This window comes from Brevundimonas sp. Leaf280, assembly GCF_001422455.1.
In the GTDB taxonomy this organism is placed as follows: Bacteria; Pseudomonadota; Alphaproteobacteria; order Caulobacterales; family Caulobacteraceae; genus Brevundimonas.
Genome location: NZ_LMNC01000006.1, coordinates 40461 through 57777 on the forward strand (window position 1 = coordinate 40461; position 17317 = coordinate 57777).

The 17317-nt window shown below is 65.7% G+C and carries 17 protein-coding genes; 8 read left to right on the plus strand and 9 right to left on the minus strand.

What is annotated here, in order from left to right:
- Nucleotides 1-31 precede the first annotated feature (31 nt).
- Complete coding sequence (locus ASF31_RS11250; RefSeq protein WP_055754911.1) at nucleotides 32-1063, plus strand: ligase-associated DNA damage response exonuclease; 1032 nt, start codon at nucleotides 32-34, stop codon at nucleotides 1061-1063.
- 3 nt (nucleotides 1064-1066) lie between these two features.
- Here the strand turns inward: ASF31_RS11250 and ASF31_RS11255 are convergent, their stop codons facing one another.
- On the minus strand, nucleotides 1067-2689 hold the full coding sequence (locus ASF31_RS11255) for a response regulator (RefSeq protein ID WP_055754743.1): 1623 nt from the start codon (nucleotides 2687-2689) through the stop codon (nucleotides 1067-1069).
- 192 nt (nucleotides 2690-2881) lie between these two features.
- Here ASF31_RS11255 and queC point away from each other — a divergent pair, with 192 nt between their 5' ends.
- Genes queC through ASF31_RS14530 form a run of 4 tightly spaced genes read left to right on the plus strand, consistent with a single transcriptional unit; the run spans nucleotide 2882 to nucleotide 4908 of the window.
- A complete protein-coding gene (queC, locus tag ASF31_RS11260; protein WP_055754744.1) occupies nucleotides 2882-3601 on the plus strand; it encodes a 7-cyano-7-deazaguanine synthase QueC in 720 nt (239 codons plus the stop codon).
- Nucleotides 3598-4233, plus strand: coding sequence for a 7-carboxy-7-deazaguanine synthase (gene queE, locus ASF31_RS11265; protein WP_055754912.1), 636 nt, complete (start codon nucleotides 3598-3600; stop codon nucleotides 4231-4233). The genes queC and queE overlap by 4 nt, the downstream gene beginning before the upstream one ends.
- Nucleotides 4233-4601, plus strand: coding sequence for a 6-carboxytetrahydropterin synthase (locus ASF31_RS11270; protein WP_055754745.1), 369 nt, complete (start codon nucleotides 4233-4235; stop codon nucleotides 4599-4601). The genes queE and ASF31_RS11270 overlap by 1 nt, the downstream gene beginning before the upstream one ends.
- Before the next feature lie 16 nt (nucleotides 4602-4617).
- Entirely contained in the window at nucleotides 4618-4908 is a 291-nt protein-coding gene (locus tag ASF31_RS14530) for a hypothetical protein (protein ID WP_156356023.1), read from the plus strand.
- Between the two features lie 29 nt (nucleotides 4909-4937).
- On the opposite strand, the gene ASF31_RS11280 is transcribed toward ASF31_RS14530, so the two are convergent.
- Nucleotides 4938-5786, minus strand: a complete 849-nt coding sequence (locus ASF31_RS11280; protein ID WP_055754747.1) for a thioesterase family protein — start codon at nucleotides 5784-5786, stop codon at nucleotides 4938-4940.
- A 180-nt stretch (nucleotides 5787-5966) separates the two neighbouring features.
- On the opposite strand from ASF31_RS11280, the gene ASF31_RS11285 reads away from it, so the two are divergent.
- From ASF31_RS11285 to ASF31_RS11295, 3 genes are all read left to right on the plus strand, one after another.
- Entirely contained in the window at nucleotides 5967-6455 is a 489-nt protein-coding gene (locus ASF31_RS11285) for a helix-turn-helix domain-containing protein (RefSeq protein WP_017504587.1), read from the plus strand.
- Between the two features lie 49 nt (nucleotides 6456-6504).
- Nucleotides 6505-7206: a YafY family protein gene (locus ASF31_RS11290; protein WP_055754748.1), complete on the plus strand. Its 702-nt coding sequence runs from the start codon at nucleotides 6505-6507 to the stop codon at nucleotides 7204-7206.
- Between the two features lie 61 nt (nucleotides 7207-7267).
- Nucleotides 7268-7618: a VOC family protein gene (locus ASF31_RS11295; protein ID WP_055754749.1), complete on the plus strand. Its 351-nt coding sequence runs from the start codon at nucleotides 7268-7270 to the stop codon at nucleotides 7616-7618.
- A gap of 6 nt (nucleotides 7619-7624) precedes the next feature.
- Here the strand turns inward: ASF31_RS11295 and ASF31_RS11300 are convergent, their stop codons facing one another.
- The 7 genes from ASF31_RS11300 to ASF31_RS11330 form a co-directional block, all read right to left on the minus strand.
- A complete protein-coding gene (locus tag ASF31_RS11300) occupies nucleotides 7625-8317 on the minus strand; it encodes a response regulator (RefSeq protein ID WP_055754913.1) in 693 nt (230 codons plus the stop codon).
- A 164-nt stretch (nucleotides 8318-8481) separates the two neighbouring features.
- Entirely contained in the window at nucleotides 8482-10815 is a 2334-nt protein-coding gene (locus ASF31_RS11305) for a TonB-dependent receptor (RefSeq protein WP_055754750.1), read from the minus strand.
- A gap of 195 nt (nucleotides 10816-11010) precedes the next feature.
- Complete coding sequence (locus ASF31_RS11310; protein ID WP_055754751.1) at nucleotides 11011-12936, minus strand: S9 family peptidase; 1926 nt, start codon at nucleotides 12934-12936, stop codon at nucleotides 11011-11013.
- 85 nt (nucleotides 12937-13021) lie between these two features.
- The gene (mnmA, locus tag ASF31_RS11315; protein WP_055754752.1) at nucleotides 13022-14233 is read right to left on the minus strand and encodes a tRNA 2-thiouridine(34) synthase MnmA; all 1212 of its coding nucleotides are present in this window, start codon (nucleotides 14231-14233) and stop codon (nucleotides 13022-13024) included.
- Between the two features lie 91 nt (nucleotides 14234-14324).
- Nucleotides 14325-14609, minus strand: coding sequence for a DUF1153 domain-containing protein (locus ASF31_RS11320; protein WP_026108337.1), 285 nt, complete (start codon nucleotides 14607-14609; stop codon nucleotides 14325-14327).
- Between the two features lie 172 nt (nucleotides 14610-14781).
- On the minus strand, nucleotides 14782-16539 hold the full coding sequence (gene flgE, locus ASF31_RS11325) for a flagellar hook protein FlgE (protein ID WP_055754753.1): 1758 nt from the start codon (nucleotides 16537-16539) through the stop codon (nucleotides 14782-14784).
- 48 nt (nucleotides 16540-16587) lie between these two features.
- Nucleotides 16588-17316 (minus strand): flagellar hook assembly protein FlgD, encoded by a 729-nt coding sequence (locus tag ASF31_RS11330; RefSeq protein ID WP_055754754.1) that lies wholly within the window; start codon nucleotides 17314-17316, stop codon nucleotides 16588-16590.
- Nucleotide 17317: the final 1 nt, after the last annotated feature.

The following is a 17317-nucleotide window of genomic DNA, read 5'->3' on the forward strand; positions in this document are numbered from 1 at the left end:
GACCCGACGGCGTCGAGAGCGTTACCGCATGATGATCCGCCCCGAAGACCTGCTGCATCCCACGCCCGCTGGCCTCTACTGTCCGCCAGGAGATTTCTACATTGACCCGGTTCGGCCGGTGGATCGCGCCGTCATCACGCACGGCCATGCCGACCATGCGCGCGCCGGTCACGGGGCGGTGCTCGCGACGCGCCAGACCCTGGCGATCATGGCTGAGCGCTATGGCGCGGACTTCACGCTGCAGCCCCAATCGGTGGAATACGGCGAGGCGACCGCGATCAATGGGGTCGATCTCAGATTGGCGCCCGCCGGCCATGTGCTGGGTTCTGCCCAGGTCGAGGTGCGCTGGAAGGGGCTGATCATGGTCGTGTCCGGCGACTATAAGCGCCGCCGCGATCCGACTTGTGCGCCGTTCGAGCCTGTGCCGTGTCACGTCTTCATTTCGGAGGCGACGTTCGGCCTGCCGGTCTTCAGCCATCCGCCGGCAGAAGAAGAGGTGGGGCGGCTGGTGCGGTCGCTGGGGCAGTTTCCCGAGCGGGCGCATCTGGTCGGCGCCTATGCGCTGGGCAAGGCGCAGCGGATCATCCGTCTGCTGCGCGAGGCTGGATGGGACCGCACCATCTATGTCCACGGGGCGCTGGAGCGGCTGAACGCCTTGTACGAGAGGGAAGGGGTCGATCTGGGCCCGCTGGCCCCGACCCGTGATCTGCCGAAGAATGCGCTCGGCGGCGAGGTCGCCATCGCACCGCCATCCGCCATCCAGGATCGATGGGCGCGTCGGTTCGCCGATCCGGTCACGGCCTTTGCTTCAGGCTGGATGGGGGTGAAGGCGCGGGCGCGGCAGCGCGGCGTGGAACTGCCGTTGGTCGTGTCGGATCATGCCGACTGGAACGAACTGACCGCGACCTTCACCGAGATCAAGCCGGAGGAGATCTGGATCACTCACGGCCGCGAGGAGGGTTTGCTGCGCTGGGCCGATATCAACGGGCAAAAGGCGAGGGCCCTGCGTCTGGTCGGCTACGACGAAGAGGACGAAGAGGCGCTGGACGTTCGTCCGGACTGACGATCAGGCGACGGCGCGACCGGATTGATCCTGCTCTTGAGCGCTTTCGTGAGCGGCGGAGATGGCGGCGTTCATCGCCATCCGCAGGCGTTCGGGCTTGATCGGCTTTTCAACCACGGCGGCCATGCCGATCGAGAGATAGTGTTTGGCGTCTTCGGGGTCCGCGTTCGCAGTCAGGGCCACGATCGGCACGCGGCCGACGGCGCCGGGCAGGGCGCGAATAGCTTGTGTCGCCTGAACCCCGTCCATCCGCGGCATCTTGATGTCCATCAGGACCAGGTCGTAGCGGCTTTCCTGAACGGCCTGAAGCGCCTCGAGGCCGTCTTCGGCGAGTTCGGAACTGCAGCCGAACATCTCGCACAGCGCTTGGGCGACGACGCGGTTGGTAGCGTTGTCGTCGACGATCAGGATGTGCGGCGCGGATTTCAGGTCCAGGCTCGACAGATCCGACACGTTCGATTGCGCTTCCGCCTCGACCACAGCGCGGGGCGCGGTCAGGTCGAAGGCGAAGGTGGCGCCGCGTCCCTTGTTGTTCTCGGCCCAGATCCGGCCGTCCATCCGGTCGATGACCTGACGACAGATCGAAAGGCCCAGGCCGGCGCCGTCGGGGCCGGAGCCGTGAACGAAGGGCTCGAAGATGGAATCGACGCGTTCCGGCTCGACGCCCGGGCCGTCGTCGCGAATGCGGGCTTCCATACGAATGCGGTCGCCTTCGACCCAGGCCTTAAGGCCCGCCTCGACCACGCCGTTGCGGGCGAACTTCAGCGCATTGCCGATCAGGTTGTTGAAAACCTGCTTGAGGCGCACGCCGTCGATGACGGCCGCCAGTTCGGTGTCGCCTTCGTAGCCGACGAGCAGGGTCACGCCGTCCTGAGAGGCGCGCGGCTCCCACATCGACTGAATGTCGTCCATGACGGCGCGCAGGGCGGTCGGCTCGGTCTTCAGCTCCAGTTCGCCGGCCTCGGCCTTGGACAGGTCCAACGCGTCCTGAAGGATGCGTAGCAAGGTCTCGGACGAGTCCACGATGGTCTGGACGTGCGCCTGAGCCGCCGTATTCAACGGCTGGCGGCGGAGCAGTTCGGCGACGGCCAGGACGCCGTTCATGGGCGTGCGCAGTTCATGGCTCATGATGGCTAGGAACTGGCTCTTGGCGCGGGCGGCCGCGATGGCCTGGGCGCGGGTGTCGCTGAGGATCGCGGCCTGTTCGGCCAGTTCGGCGTTCTGCTCGCGCTGACGCGCGTTGACGGCCTGCAAAAGGGTGGCGGCGGTACCTACGCCCCAATAGGCGCCGTTCTTGGTGACGATGAAGCCGCGCAGCAGGGCGGCCGGACCGCCCTTCAGCATGATGTCGCAAAAGGCGTCGATCCGGACGCCGGCCTCGACCACGGCCGGCTCGGGGTCCATGGCGAAGGTGATGGGGCGAAGATCATAAAGGGCGTGGCCGAAGCGGGCGGCGATTTTCTGAAGGAAGGCGGTGCGTTCGACCAGGCCGACGGGACGGTCGCCATCGACCACGGGAATGACCAGCGTATCCGGCTCGCATTCAAAACGCGCCAGAACCTCGCAGCCGAGAGTCGTCGGCGCAACCGGCTTTGGACGCTCGGAAAGGGTCTCGATGGTCGGCATACTGCCTGGAACTCCTACTCATTGTGAGTAAAAGCCCAAATCGCTTGCGGATTAGTTAAGCGGCGTCATCCAAGACGCAAATCCGCCTTCTTTGCTCACGGGCGGGGTCTGGTGTATGAGGCCCGCCCGACCCATCTGGGTCTCCATCTCTTTGTGCATGCGCGCGGCCGACCGGCCGACCGCAGATTCGTCATGAGCGTCATCCTGGAAAAGACCCCTACATCGGCCCTGGTTCTGTTCTCCGGCGGGCAGGACAGCGCGACCTGCCTGGCCTGGGCGCTGGAGCAGTTCGAGCGGGTGGAGACGGTCGGGTTCGACTATGGCCAGCGCCATCTGGTGGAGATGGAGGCGCGTCAGGCGGTGCGCGACGGAATGAAGGCGGCCCTGCCGCAGTGGACCGATCGCCTTGGCGCTGACCATGTGGTGGACCTGACCGGATACGGCCGGATCGCCGAGAGCGCCCTGACCGCCGACCGCAAGATCGAAATGGACGCGCGCGGCCTGCCGACCACATTCGTGCCGGGCCGCAATCTGATCTTTCTGGTCGCAGCCGCGGCGCTGGCGGATCGGCGAGGACTGGAAGTTCTGGTCGGCGGCATGTGCGAGACGGATTATTCTGGGTATCCGGATTGCCGCCACGAGACGATGGAGGCGATGGCGCGGGCGCTGTCGCTGGGGCTGGACAAGCCGGTCGTCATCGACACGCCCCTGATGTGGTTGACCAAGGCCCAGACTTGGGAACTTGCGGACAGGATCGGCGGCGACACGCTGATCGAACTGATCATCGAGGATAGCCACACCTGCTATCAGGGCGACCGGACGCATCGACACGCCTGGGGCTATGGCTGCGGGTCTTGCCCGGCCTGCGAACTGCGCGCGGCCGGTTATGACGAATGGGCGTCGGAGCGATGACCTATTCGGCCAAGGAAGTGTTCCTGACGGTTCAAGGCGAGGGCGGACAGGCGGGGCGGCCGGCGGTCTTCCTGCGGTTCGCCGGTTGCAATCTGTGGAGCGGTCGCGAGCAGGATCGGGCCAGCGCCGTCTGCACCTTCTGCGACACCGACTTTGTGGGCGTCGACGGCGACGGGGGCGGCAAGTTCGCCACGCCGGACCTGCTGGCCAATCACGTCGCGGCGATGTGGCGCGGGCGTGAAGGCGATCCGAAGCTGGTGGTCTGCACCGGCGGAGAGCCCTTGCTGCAGTTGGATGCGCCGCTGATCGACGCGCTGCATGCGCGCGGTTTCGAGGTCGCCATCGAGTCGAACGGCACCATCGCAGCGCCGGACGACGTCGACTGGATCTGCATCAGTCCCAAGACGGATGCCGATGTGGTGCAGACGCGCGGGGCCGAGCTGAAACTGGTCTTTCCCCAGCCCAAGGCCATGCCGGATCGGTTCGAGCATCTGGATTTCGAACGGTTCTGGCTTCAGCCGATGGACGGGCCGGATCAGGTCGAGAATACCGCCGCCGCCATCGAATACTGCCTGACCCACCCGCAGTGGCGCCTGAGCGTCCAAACCCACAAATACATCGGCGTCCGCTAATGCCTGTCTTCGAGATCACCAAACAGGCGACCTTCGACGCCGCCCATCACTTCCCGAACGAGCCCGAGGGCAGCATCTATCGCCGTGTCCACGGCCATTCGTTCACGGTCGAAGCGACGGTGCGGTCCGAGGTGCTGGATGTCGAACACGGCTGGGTCGCGGACCTGGGCGCGCTGGACCGGGCGCTGAAGGCGGCGGCCGAGACGCTGGATCACGGCATGCTGAACGAGCACGAGGGACTGGAGCTGCCCAGTCTGGAAAACCTGTGCCTGTGGTTCGCCAGGACGTTGAAACTCGAATGGCCGGGCCTGTGCCGAATTCAGGTGGCGCGGCCGACGATCAACGAGCGGTGCGTTCTAAGTCTCTGACCTAGCAGCGTTTACCTTGGCGTTGTCGCTGTTCGCAGCGGCGTTGTTCGCGTTCATAGTCGCGCTGTTCACGCTCGCGACGCAGTTTGGTTTCTTCGTCCGAGGTGGTGATGGCGTCGAAACCGGCGCCGACGACCGCGCCGGTGGCTTTCGCCGTCCCGCCGACGACCGCAGCGGTCCCGCCGACGACGGCGCCGACAAGGCAGCCCTGCAGCATCAGACAACCGCCCAGCACAACGACGACTTGGGATACGGAAAAGAGGCGATTTCGACGACGCATGGGCGACACTCCAGAGATTTGGAATAGTCGTCGATAATGATGAATGAGGGCTGACTTCAGGCGGGACGTTGCGGCAGCAGTTTGCGGCGTTGGCGCGACAGGGCCAGCGGGGTTCCATCAGCGCCCCAGGCGATCGCCTCGTCCACCGTCCAGCCCAGGCCGAGGTCCAGCATCCTGAATTCGAAAAAGGCCCAGCCGTGCGGCGCCATCTGTGGCGTTGGATCGGTCAGGATGTCGATGCGCAGATCGACGGTGGTCATGGCGGCCGGCGTCTTGGACGCGGTCCAGGCGGGCGGATACAGCGCATCCAGCAGGTAGCACAGGCCGACCTCGTCCAAGGGCCGGCCGTCGGCCATCCGCATCCACGTGCGCTCGATCACCGGCTTGCCCTCATTTCCGCCCAGGATGTTGGGGCCGCCGTCGAAGCGGTACTCAACGTGCTGGGCGAAGTGCGGCGACATCGGCCCGCGTATCGTGGCCTTCGGGTCCAGCCTGTCCAGCGGCGGCGGCGACGCGTGCAACGGCGTCAGCGGAGGCGGCGCGGCGTCGAGACCATAGGTACCGGTGGCGTGGTGGGTCATGCGGCCGTCCTGCTCGGCCTCGACCGCGGCATACAGAACGTTGCGGCCGCCGCGCAGCAGGCGAGGGCGAAAGGCGACCTGTTCACCGAACCTGGCCGCCGACAGATATTGGACCGACAGCGTCCGAAGAGGCGCGGTCAGCGCCAGTCCCTGTCGCATCGACTGAGCGCACAGGGCCGCCAGCAGCCCGCCGAACGGAAAACCCTTCTCCGGCGCCATGCTCGATGGGCCATTCGAGAAATGACCCGGCACGGGCGCGGACAGACCGCCGTCGTCGAGGATCTGGAACGTAAGGGCGGCGTCGAGGGAAATGAGCGGCGTCATTGCGCAATCCTGCGTCAGGCGAAGAAGCGGCGGAAGACCTGATGACGATCTCCCGCCGAAGTCCAAGGAACAAGGCGGCGAACCGGGAAGCTCGCAAGTCCGTTGCGAAACAAGACTGACTTGGAGCGTTCGGATTTGCAACCCTTGCCAAATGCCTGACGCGGCGTCACTTTCGCGCCTATGGGACGCACCGCCGACTACAGCCGCCAAAGCTGCTCCATCGCCGCCACGCTTGAGGTGATCGGCGATCCGTGGACCCTGCTGGTCATTCGCGACGCCTTCAACGGGGTCAGCCGGTTCGAACAGTGGCAAGACAATCTCGGCGTGGCGCGCAACGTCCTGGCCGCCCGGCTCAAAAGCTTGGTCCAGCATGGCGTGCTGGAGCCGCGCCTGTATTCCGAACGCCCGCCGCGCAACGAATATGTCCTGACCGCCAAGGGCAAGGATCTGTACGGCGTTCTGGTGACCTTGCACGGCTGGGGCAACAAGCACGTCTATGGCGACGCCGACAGCGGCATCGACATGGTCCACAAGACCTGCGGCCATTCTCTGACCCCGCGCATCGCGTGCGGCTGCTGCGGCGAAATCGTCAAACCCAGAGATATCGCCCTGACCCGCGCGGAGAACCGGCCGACAGTCGGCGATGTGATGCCCAAGGAAGCGGCCTAGGTCTGTTCCTGCTGACGCTTTCTGGCAGCAGCGCTGCTAGGATCGCGGGGTGTCACGCTCCGAACGCCTCCTCGATCTGTTGAATGTGCTGCGGCGGCATCGTCGGCCGGTGAGCGGGCAGGTGTTGGCCGCGGAGATGGGCGTCAGTCTGCGGACGCTTTACCGCGATATCGGCAGCCTGCAGGCGCAAGGGGCGACGATCGAAGGGGAGGCGGGGGTCGGCTATGTGTTGAAGCCGGGCTTCATGCTGCCGCCGCTGATGTTCACGCCGGAAGAGATCGAGGCCCTGGTGCTGGGGTCGCGTTGGGTGGCGGATCGCGCCGATCCGCGCATGCGCGATGCGGCGCTGGCGGCGCTGGGACGGATTTCGGCGGTGTTGCCGCCCGATCTGCGCGACGAGATGGACACGTCGGCCCTGCTTGTCGTGCCGGGAGAGCCGTTCCCGGCGGATCGGGTCGATCCGGCCTTGCTCAGGAAGGCGATCCGCACCGAGCGGCGGCTGAAGCTGTGTTACCGCGACGAGGCGGGGTCGGCGTCCGAGCGCGTCGTCTGGCCGTTCGCCCTGGCCTTCTTCGATCGGGTGCGATTGCTGATCGCCTGGTGCGAACTGCGCGGTGATTTCCGCAGTTTCCGCACCGATCGCATCGTCGAGGCGGAGGTAATGGAGGCGCGTTATCCAACGCGTCGACAGGCGCTGATGAAGACCTGGCGCGAGGCGCATGAAAGATCGCGGTCGAGCGACAGCTGCTGACGGAAACTGGCAGCAGCGAAGGCTAGGGTTCGAAGTGTTGGAAACACAAGGGGCCGGGCTGATGAGCGAGATCGAGGACATTCTTCTGGCCGTTGAGGATCCGGAAGTCAGCGCGCGCTTCTATGCCAGTCTGCTGGGTTGTCGGCCGGTGATGGCGGGACCGGACCGGGCCTTGTTCAAGCTGACGTCGGGCCGGGCGCTGGGGTTGCTGCGACGTGCCGGCGATCGGCGCGAGGTGTGCGAGGTCGACTTTCCGCTGGAGGGCGCCGAAGCGGTGGATCAGGCGCATATCGACTGGTGGGATCGTGGCGCGCGCATTCTGACGCCGCCGACGGACGCCGCGCCCATCCGCAGCTTCGTGGCGGGCGATCCCGACGGCCATCGGCTGAGAGTCTACGCCGTCGCGGCGTGAGCGCGATCAGACCTCGGCTTCGAGTCGGTATCCGACGCCGCGCACATTGGTCAGCAGGCCGGCGGCGTCTGCGGCGTCCAGCTTGCGGCGCAGGTGGCTGACGTGGCTGTCGATGGTGCGTTCCAGAACCGCCTGATTGGGGAAGCAGGCCTGCATAATCTCGCTGCGGCTGAAGACGCGCAGGGGCGTGCGGGCCATGTGGGCCAGAATGCGGAACTCCGTCAGGGTCAGGTCCAGACGGCGCTTGCCTGACGGCGTCAGGATCGCCGCCAGATAATTTTCCAACTGCACCTCCAGCGGACCGACGTGCAGGGTCTTGGCGGTCCGGCCGCCGCCGCTGCTGCGTCGCAGGATGGTCTGGATCGAGGCCGTGACCTCGGCCGGTTTGAACGGCTTGGCGATATAGTCGTCCGCCCCGATCCGCAGCGCCTGAAGCTTGTCTGTGGCTTCGTCCCGGTCGCCGATCATGATGACGGGCGTCTCGCCGCGCCGCCGCAGTTCGCCCAGCACATCCCAGCCGTCGCGCACAGGCAGGCGGACGCTGAGAAGGGCGAGATCGGGTTTGAGCGATGCATGCAGGTCGGCCGCCTGCTGGCCGTCGGCGGCGACGACGGTGCGAAAGCCGTCCCGACGCAGGGCGGCGTCCAGGATTTCGACGCCCTCGGCGGCGTCATCGGCGATCAGGATCAGGCTGCTCATGGCGTCTCCGAAAGCCGCCATCGCGCCAGATCGTCGCGTCGTCCAGCAAAACCGGACGGCTGCGGTGAAGTTTCATATCGCCGTCGCAAAGCCTTCACGCAGACGAAGAAAAACCCCCTCCCGCCGAGGCGGAAGGGGGGCAGTCGGTCGTTCGGGAGGAACGCTTAGTAGGAGGCGCGCAGCTCGATGCCGAAGGTGCGCGGATTGTTGAAGTTGCCGTAGTCGCCCAGGGTGTTCCGGTTCGACGGATCGCGGCGGTAGACGTAGGTTTCGTCCAGCAGGTTGCGCGACCATAGGGCCACTTCCAGCAGCGGACCGCCGTCGCGGGTCGTGATGTCGGCGATGGCGACGCGGGCGTTCACGACGAAGGACGAGTCGGCCTTGATTGCAAACTGCTCGAAGCTGTGGGCCGCATCGGCGTAGTTGGCGTCGATGTGCGCTTTCAGGGTCGCGCCCATGAAGGGCGAGTTCCAGTCGGCCGCGACGCTGCCGGCGTTCTCAGGTGTATAGGCGATGAAAACCTGCTGAACCTGGCCGTTGAACGGGTTGACCGTGTCCGGCACCTTTGCGTCCGTATAGGCGTACGAGGCCGACAGGGTCAGGTTGTCGGTCGCCCGGAACTGGCCTTCCAGTTCGACGCCGCGGATTTTCGTGGTGCCCGGCGCGTTGATCGTTTCCAGGGTGTTGCGGGTCGAAGCGCCCTGGACGGTGACCAGGCTGAAGTCGATCTGGCTGTCCGTGCGGTCCATGGCGTAGACGGCGGCGTTCAGGCGGACGCGACGATCGAACAGATCGCTCTTGACGCCGACTTCGTAGGCCTTGACCTCTTCGGGATCGAACGAGCGGTAGGTCAGCGAGCGCGAGGAGGCGCCGCCGGCGCGGTAACCGGTCGAATACTTGCCGTAGACGTTGATGTTGTTGCTGATGTCATAGGCCAGGGTGACCAGCGGGTCGAAGCGATCGACCTTGGAGCTGAAGGTCAGGTTGGTGGCGGCGTTGTTGACGACCTCCAGCTTGCCGTCCTTGTCGTCCCAGGTGTAGCGGCCGCCGACCGTCAGGTGCAGGGCGTCCATGCTGGCCGGGGTCCAGGTCGCCTGGCCGTAGATGGCCTTGGATTCCGAATGGGCCGTCGAGGCGCGGTCCAGCGAGCGGAAGCCACGGATCGTCGGGGTGGGGTCCAGGATGGTGTAGCCCGTGCCGTCGGCATTCCATTGGTTGGTCGAGGGCGTGGCGGCGTCGTCGGACACCGTTTCCTTGAAGTAGAAGACGCCGCCGACATAGTCGATGCTGTCGCCCAGCGAACCGACGGCCTGCAGTTCCTGGCTGAACTGATGCTGCCAGAAGCCGGCCAGCGAATAGCGGCTGAAGCGGCCGTTCGGGCCGACGACCGGCGGACGGTGGGCGCCGGCGATGTTGTCGTACTGTTCGACGTCCAGATCGCGGTAGGCCGTGATCGAGCGAATTTCCAGCGAGTCGGTCGGGCGATACGACAGGTGCAGATCCATGCCGCGCGTGTCGTCGACGCTGAACTGCTGAGGCACGCCGATGTCGGCCTGCGTCATGCGATTGGAGCCTTCGACCTGCACCAGGGGCGACAGGGCGCGAATGCTGCCCGAGGGAACCGTAGCCGAGGTGAACGGCACGACGGTCAGGCCGTTCGGGTTGAAGTTCAGCAGCTGGCTGTAGAACGGGGTGTTCTTGTCCTTGCTGATGTCCGCCGCCAGGGTGGCGGTGAAGTTGTCGGCCGGCGTCCAGCGCGTCTGGAAGCGAAGGCCGCGACGGTCATATTCGCCAAAGCCTGTCTGTCCCGGCAGGATGTTCTCGGTCACCGGACCCTGGACCGAAATGATGCCGTCGACCTTGAAGGCGAAGTCGCCGAGGGCGGGGAAGTCGATGTGCAGTTCGGAGTTGTAGGACTCCAGATTGCCGACGCCGGCGATGGCGCGCATGCCGAACACGCCCGTGGGCTTCTTGGTCACCAGCGACAGGGCGCCGCCTTCGGTGTTGCGGCCGAACAGGGTGCCTTGCGGACCCTTCAGGACTTCAACGCGCTCGATGTCGAGCAGGGCGGCGGCGAGGCCGTGCTGGCGGGCCAGATAGACGCCGTCGACATAGACGCCGACGCCCTGCTCGCGGGCGGGCTGGTTGGCGTCGTTCGGCACGATGCCGCGGATGCCGATGGTCAGGGCGGACTGACGGGCCTCGAAGGTGGCGATGCGCAGGCTGGGGACGCTGCCGTCGGCCAGATCCATCAGGCTTTGCACGTGGCGATCGGCCAAGGCTTCGGCGTTGACGACCGAGATCGAGATCGGCGTGTCTTGCAGGTTGGTTTCGCGCTTGGTGGCGGTCACGACGATGTCGTCAAGGCCGGCCGGCTCGGCGCTGGCGGCCGTCGGCGCGGTCTGGACCGGCGCGGTCTGGGCGAAGGCGGAAACGGGCGCGGCGAGAAGGGCGGTCCCCAGCAGCAGCTGAAGGCGCAGTTTGGTCTGACGATGCATTTTTATCCCCTGCTTAGTCGGGGCGGGGATTACGCCGTCATTGCGATGCGCAGTTTACAGCCGTGCAACAGCCCGGTGCATCTTTGATGTCCGAGGACGCGTCAAATCTTCGATGCAGGTCCACGATAACTCCACATAGTCTCCACTATCGAACAGACGGAGCACGTCGGGTAACGCCCTCCGTCCTCGTGCAGGCTATTTCCTCACGTATTTGTCTAGGAACGTCAGATAGGCGTCCTGGGCGGTGATGCGGTTGTCGCGGCGGGTGAAGCCGTGCCCTTCATTGGGGAAGACGACATAATCGACCGGCACGCCGTTGGCGCGGACGGCGGCGACCAGTTCGTCGCTTTCGACCTTCAGCACGCGCGGGTCGTTCTCGCCCTGCACGACCAAAAGCGGCTTGTTGATCCCCTCGGTGTGGAACAGGGGCGAGATGCGGCGGTGCCGCTCTGCGTCCGTCGCCGGATCGCCCATCTCGTCATACAGGGCGATGCGCTGGGCGCCCCACCAGGGCGGAATGGACTCAAGCGTCCGAACCCAGTTGGTCACGCCGAAGATGTCCACCCCCGCCGCAAAGGCGTCGGGATGGAAGGCAAGGGCGGCGGCGGTGATGTATCCGCCATAGGATCCGCCCATCACTGCGACCTGATCGTCGGCGACCCAGTCCTGCTGTCTCAACCATTCGCCGCCGGCGACCATGTCGCGCAGATCGGCCTCGCCGTGCTTCTTGTCGTCCAGATGGAAGAAGGTCTTGCCGTAGCCCGAGCTGCCCCGATTGTTGGCGCCCAGCACCGCATAACCGTGGTTCACCAGATGCTGGACCATGGCCGAATAGCCGCGCCGGGTCTGGCCCCCAGGCCCGCCGTGGACCAGGACGATGGCCGGGGCGGGATTAGCGGCGGATGCGCCCTTGGGCTTGTACAGCACCGCCGGGATCATGACGCCGCCCTCGCCGGGGTATCGGACGATGGTGGCCTCGACGAGCGCGTTCTCGTCGATGGCGGGGTTCAGGGCGTGTGTCAGACGCTTCGCCTCGCCGGTCATCAGGTCGGCGACGAAGACGTCGGCCGGCGATGTGTCGGACGAGACGGTGAAGGCGACGGTCTTCTCGTCCTCGCTAAACCGGACATTGCCGATATCGCCGTCAGGCAGGCCGGTCAGGGCGACAAGCTGACTGGTCGTCGCGTCCAGCAGGGTCAGTTCGGTCTTGGCGTCGGCGTTCAGGCCGGAGACGCGGTATCGGCCGCTCGGCGAATAGAAGACGAAGCTGACATCCCAATCCGCCTGGATAAGCGGCGTGTTCGCCCCGCTCGCCAGATCGTGGCGGATGGCCTGCTGGAACTCGCCGTTCTGGTCCGTGCCGATCAGCACGGCCTTGGAGTCCGGCGTGAAGTCGAAGGCGGTGTAGGCGACATTCCCCTCATGCGGGGTCAGCAGCTTGGGTTCGCCCGGTGTCGTCAGGTCGATCAGATAGAGATTGTTGTTCGCGCTGGTCAGCGCCTTGTCCAGCACCAGCCACCGCCCGTCCGGCGACAGGGCGGCGGGCGAGAAGCCGCCGGTGTTCTCGAACACCGTCCGGTGCGCATAGGTGGTCGCGTCGTAGGCGACGACATCGAAGGCCGAGGCGTCGCGTGCGTTCGAAGTGACGAAGAACGTCTTGCCGTCCTGGCTCCAGCTCAGGAAGTCGGCCTTGACCTTGTCGCCAGGCGTCAGGTCGGTGATCGCGCCGTCCGGCGTCCGCACGAACAGATGGCTCAATTCGTCGCCGCCGCCGTCCTGGGTGAAAAGGATGCGTGCGTCGGAGGGGAAATAGCTGACAGGATTGACCGCGCTCGTGGTCGAGTTGGTCAGCGGGATCGGATCGCCGCCGGCGACGGGCAGGGCGTAGGCATTGAAGACCCCCGTCTTGTCCGACCGGATCAGCACGGACTTGCCGTCCGGCGAGAACGCCTTGGCCCCGCCGTAGCCCAGACCATATGAGACGGTGTCGAAAAACTGGGCCGCCGTATAGGTCGGCGTCGCCGGGCTTGTCGCCGCGAGCGCGGCGGCCTGCGCCATTGCTGCGGCGGGAAGGGCGGCCATTAGGGCCAGTACGGATACCAGGCAGGCGGTGGTGCGCATCGGAGCCTCTCGTCGGTGGGATGACCGGAGGAGGCGACAGAACACCACGTCGGATGCAAACTGTCTTCGATTTAATGGATCGTCGTTAGACGACGACCGCTGTCGTGTCGCGGATGAAGCCGCCGCCCAGGACGCGTTCGGTGTCCACGGGATGATACAGGGCGCAAGCCTGGCCGGGGGCCACGCCTTCCTCGCCTTCGTCGAAGACGATGCGGATGTCGCCGTCGATCATCGCGAGGCGAGCAGGGGAGGGCTGGCGCGTCGAGCGGACGCGGGCCAGGACGGGGATGTTGGTCTCGGCCGCCTCGACGATGGTGGCCTCGTCGCCCAGCCAGTTGGTTTCTTCCAAAGTCAGAGAGGCGGTCAGCAGGGCTTCACGCGGGCCGACGATGACGCGACGGGTTTCGGGCTCCAGCCTGGTCACGAACAGCGGCTCGCCCACGGCGACGTTCAGGCCCCGGCGCTGGCCGATGGTGTAGTCGGTGATGCCCGCGTGCTGACCCAGCACCCGGCCGTCCATATGCACGATCTCACCGGCTTCACGCCCTTGCGGACGCAGGCGGTCGATCAGGGTGCGATAGTCCCCGGACGGCACGAAACAGATGTCCTGGCTGTCCGGCTTGGCGGCGATCTTCAGACCCAGTTCGGCGGCGACGCCGCGCACCTGTGGCTTTTCCAGATCGGCCAGGGGGAAGCGCAGATAGTCCAACTGGTCCTGGGTCGTGGCGAACAGGAAATAGGATTGGTCGCGCGAATGGTCGATCGCCTTGCGCATCTGCGAGCGGTTGCCGGCGACGGCGCGGCGGACGTAGTGACCCGTCGCCATCGCCTCGGCGCCCAGGTCGCGGGCCACGTCCAGCAGGTCGCGGAACTTGACTGTCTGATTGCAGCGGATGCAGGGGACCGGCGTCTGGCCCTTTAGGTAGCTGTCGGCGAACTGGTCGATCACCGCATCCTTGAATCGGCTCTCATAGTCCAAGACGTAGTGCGGAATGCCGATCATGTCGGCGGCCAGACGGGCGTCGTGAATGTCCTGGCCCGCGCAGCAGGCGCCCTTCTTCTTCAACGCCGCGCCGTGGTCGTAGAGCTGAAGCGTCACGCCGACGACGTCATAGCCGGCCTTGTGCAGCAGGGCCGCGACGACGGTGGAATCCACACCGCCCGACATGGCGGCCACCACGCGCGCGCCGATCGGCAAGCCGACCGCCGCCCGCGCGCTCTCCACCGCCGCATCCATGTCGGTGCGGGCGATGTCGGGAACGGGGCAGAAATCTTCGGCCAGGGTCATCGCGGCCATTTAGTGCGGAACCGGCGCGATTTCGAGGCCCGCAAACGAAAAGGGCCGCACCCGTCGCCGGATGCGGCCCTTAACGTCTTCGGGGAAACCCTCAGGAGCGGTAGCTCTGGATCCGCGTCGTGCGCAGGCCCTGCATGCCCCATTTGTCGATGGCCTTCTGCCAGGCCAGGAACTCTTCGGCCGTCAGACGATATTTCGCCAGGGCGTCGTCGAGGCTGAGCAGGCCGCCGCGAACGGCGGCGACGACCTCGGCCTTGCGCCGGATCACCCACCGGTCCGTGTTGGACGGCGGCAGGTCGTTGAGGGTCAGCGGCGTGCCAGTCGGTCCGACCACGTATTGTTCGCCTTTGCTATTAAGGCGTCGCTCTTGCAACATGGGCTTATGCCTCTTTCACCAACACCGTAGTGTCATGAAGGTAGGCGGCCCCGACTAAGGTCCGTTTAAGCGTCGTGGTGAAGGAACGGATAACTTCCGCCCCTCCCTGAACGACTCTGTAAACCTTGCTTGCGCGACGATTCATCGAGACTAACGCTTACTTACTCGCCGATCAGCGTTTGATGTTGATCAGCTCGGCCAGCATTTCATCGGCCGTAGTGATGATTTTGGACGAGGCGGAATAGGCGCGCTGGGTGGTGATCAGGCCTGTGAACTCGGCCGACAGATCGACGGTCGATGACTCCAGCTGCTTGGCCGCGATCTCGCCCGCGCCGCCCGTTCCGGCGGCCTTCAGGTTGAAGGTGCCTGACTGAAGGCTGACGGCGTAGGCGTTGCCGGACACTTCCCGCAGGCTGTCAGGGCTGGGGAAGGTGGCGACCGCGACCTGGGCGATGCGGCGCATGACACCATTGTCGAAGATGGCGGTGACGAAGCCGCCCTCGTCGATCTTGATCTCGCTCAGATTGCCGAACGCCGTGCCGTTGGTGACCGTCGACTGGACGACCGAGGCCGTGTTCAGCTGGCTGAGGCCGCCGGCCGAGGTGTTGAGGTCCAGCGTGACGGCTTGGGCGGCGATGCCCAGACCGTCAGCCCAAGCCACCTGACCGGCCGGCATGGTCAGATTGTTCGGATCGGACTTGCCGAAGTCCAGCGTCGCCATGGTGGGGTCGTCGAACAGACCCGTGCCCGCAGGCCAAGCCTTCATCGTATCGACGTCCAGGCGACCCGACGGCGTAAAGGCGATCTTGCCGGTCTTGATCTGGCCGTTGGCGTAGGGTGCGCCCGCGATCACGTCGCTGGCCGGCACGGACACGATTTCCGCATACCAGATGTTCGGTTCGTCGCTCTTCAGGAAGCGGAGTTCCAGGTTGCGCTGGCCGCCCTTGGAGTCCGAAACCGGAATGTTCATCTTGAAGTCGGGCTTCACGCCGACAGGGTTGTCGTCGTCGGCGTTGTACATCGCCATGGAGTTGACCGACGGGTCGTACTTCGTCTTGGCGACGTTTTCGTTGCCCAGGCCGACGTCCGAAAGGTTGAGCGTATAGGCAGGGCCGCTGGCCGGCGTGAACTGGATCTGGGTCGGCGGCGTGCCGATCGCGGTCGCCGAGCCGGCGTTCGCGCCGTTGATGGTCAGTCCAGTGATGGCGCCGGTGGTCGGGTCGAAGGTCGCCGAGGCGTCGACCTTCTGCGAACCGGACTTGATCACCAGATCGTGGCTGTTGGCGCCGGTGCGGGTGTAGCGGACCGACACGTCGTGGGTGACGGCCGGCGTCGCCGTATCGGACACGCCCTTGTAGGACTGGGCGCTGGCCGCGGAGGACGATTCCTGGCTCGAACGCAGGTTGGCGTTGATCTGGACGCGAGTGGTCGGTTCGGCGGTGCCGCCGACCGAGCCGATGTTGATCGAGCGCAGGCGCGACAGGTCGGACGGATCGGTCGAGATCTCGCCGTTGGAGTCCACTGGCCAGCCTTGAAGATACAGGCCGGCGCTGTTCTTCAGATAGCCCTGCTTGTCGACGGTGAAGGCGCCGGCGCGGGTGAATAGGCGGGTGTCGGTCGCGCCGACGTTCTCGGCCTGGGTCGTGGTGACGAAGAAGCCCTGACCGTTGACGGCGAGGTCGGTGCTGGAGGTCGTGCGCTGAAGCTGACCTTCCTGGCTGACATAAGAGCGGGTGTTGGTGGTCACGCCGCCGGCCGAGTAGCTGCCGCCCGAGGCGGTCTGGCTGTTGACCAGGGTCTGGAACTCGCTGGCCGTGCGCTTGTAGCCGACGGTGTTCACGTTGGCGATGTTCTGGGAGATCGCCGCCAGGGCGGCGGAGTTGGCGGCCAAGCCGGACACGCCGGCCAGCATTGCACTGTTGAGGCTCATGGAAGAACGCTCCTTAAATAGAGGTCATCGGGAAGGCGGCGGATCGCATCATGCGGCCGCCTCCTCGGTGGGGACGTTCGGATTCTCCGTATCGTCGGTATCGTTGGCCGCCTGGGCCTTGATCTCGTTCAGCGAGATCACGGTCGAAAGCGGAAGGATGGAGTCGCCGATCACCAGATACGGCGCGCCGTTGTACATCTCGACGCCGGTGACCCGGCCCTGGATCAGAGCCTGGGCATCGACCTTGGCGCCTGTGGCGTCGGTGGCGGCGACCTTGAGGGTATAGACGCCGCCGTCCTCGGCCGTGCCGCCGTCCTTCAGCTTGCCGTCCCAGGAGAAGGTGTGCAGGCCGGACTTCTTGTCGGGCGCGGCGCCCTCCCAGACCACGACGCCCTTGCTGTCGACGACCTGCAAGGTGGCCTTGTCCGCGTCGGCGCCTAGCTCATAGGCCCAGGTGGCTTTGCCGTCGTTGAACTCGGTGGCGGTCCAGGCGGCGGTGACGCTCTTGCCGATGTAGTTGGCGGCGTTGTCCAGACCGCCTCCGGCCTGGGCGGCCAGAAGGCTGGTCAGCAGGTCGTTGGTCAGCAGTTGCTGCTCCACGCCGGCCATCTGGGTCAGTTGAGCGGTGAATTGGTTCGAATCCAGGGGCGAGAGCGGATCCTGGTTCTTCATCTGCGTGGTGAGCAGGGTCAGGAAGGTCTCGAAGTTCGAGGCCAGGGCCTTCGTGCCGCCGGTGACCCGGCCGGCTGCTGCGCTTGTGGTGACGGCGTCGACCATG

What these genes read in the sequence shown, in the direction of transcription:
- ASF31_RS11295 (WP_055754749.1), top strand. Translation starts at nt 7,268, where the DNA reads ATGAGCGAGATCGAGGACATTCTTCTGGCCGTTGAGGATCCGGAAGTC.
- ASF31_RS11250 (WP_055754911.1), top strand. Translation starts at nt 32, where the DNA reads ATGATCCGCCCCGAAGACCTGCTGCATCCCACGCCCGCTGGCCTCTAC.
- queE (WP_055754912.1), top strand. Translation starts at nt 3,598, where the DNA reads ATGACCTATTCGGCCAAGGAAGTGTTCCTGACGGTTCAAGGCGAGGGC.
- ASF31_RS11320 (WP_026108337.1), bottom strand. Translation starts at nt 14,609, where the DNA reads ATGTTGCAAGAGCGACGCCTTAATAGCAAAGGCGAACAATACGTGGTC.
- mnmA (WP_055754752.1), bottom strand. Translation starts at nt 14,233, where the DNA reads ATGGCCGCGATGACCCTGGCCGAAGATTTCTGCCCCGTTCCCGACATC.
- flgE (WP_055754753.1), bottom strand. Translation starts at nt 16,539, where the DNA reads ATGAGCCTCAACAGTGCAATGCTGGCCGGCGTGTCCGGCTTGGCCGCC.
- ASF31_RS11255 (WP_055754743.1), bottom strand. Translation starts at nt 2,689, where the DNA reads ATGCCGACCATCGAGACCCTTTCCGAGCGTCCAAAGCCGGTTGCGCCG.
- ASF31_RS11310 (WP_055754751.1), bottom strand. Translation starts at nt 12,936, where the DNA reads ATGCGCACCACCGCCTGCCTGGTATCCGTACTGGCCCTAATGGCCGCC.
- ASF31_RS11300 (WP_055754913.1), bottom strand. Translation starts at nt 8,317, where the DNA reads ATGAGCAGCCTGATCCTGATCGCCGATGACGCCGCCGAGGGCGTCGAA.
- ASF31_RS11270 (WP_055754745.1), top strand. Translation starts at nt 4,233, where the DNA reads ATGCCTGTCTTCGAGATCACCAAACAGGCGACCTTCGACGCCGCCCAT.
- ASF31_RS11280 (WP_055754747.1), bottom strand. Translation starts at nt 5,786, where the DNA reads ATGACGCCGCTCATTTCCCTCGACGCCGCCCTTACGTTCCAGATCCTC.
- ASF31_RS11305 (WP_055754750.1), bottom strand. Translation starts at nt 10,815, where the DNA reads ATGCATCGTCAGACCAAACTGCGCCTTCAGCTGCTGCTGGGGACCGCC.
- ASF31_RS11285 (WP_017504587.1), top strand. Translation starts at nt 5,967, where the DNA reads ATGGGACGCACCGCCGACTACAGCCGCCAAAGCTGCTCCATCGCCGCC.
- queC (WP_055754744.1), top strand. Translation starts at nt 2,882, where the DNA reads ATGAGCGTCATCCTGGAAAAGACCCCTACATCGGCCCTGGTTCTGTTC.
- ASF31_RS11330 (WP_055754754.1), bottom strand. Translation starts at nt 17,316, where the DNA reads ATGGTCGACGCCGTCACCACAAGCGCAGCAGCCGGCCGGGTCACCGGC.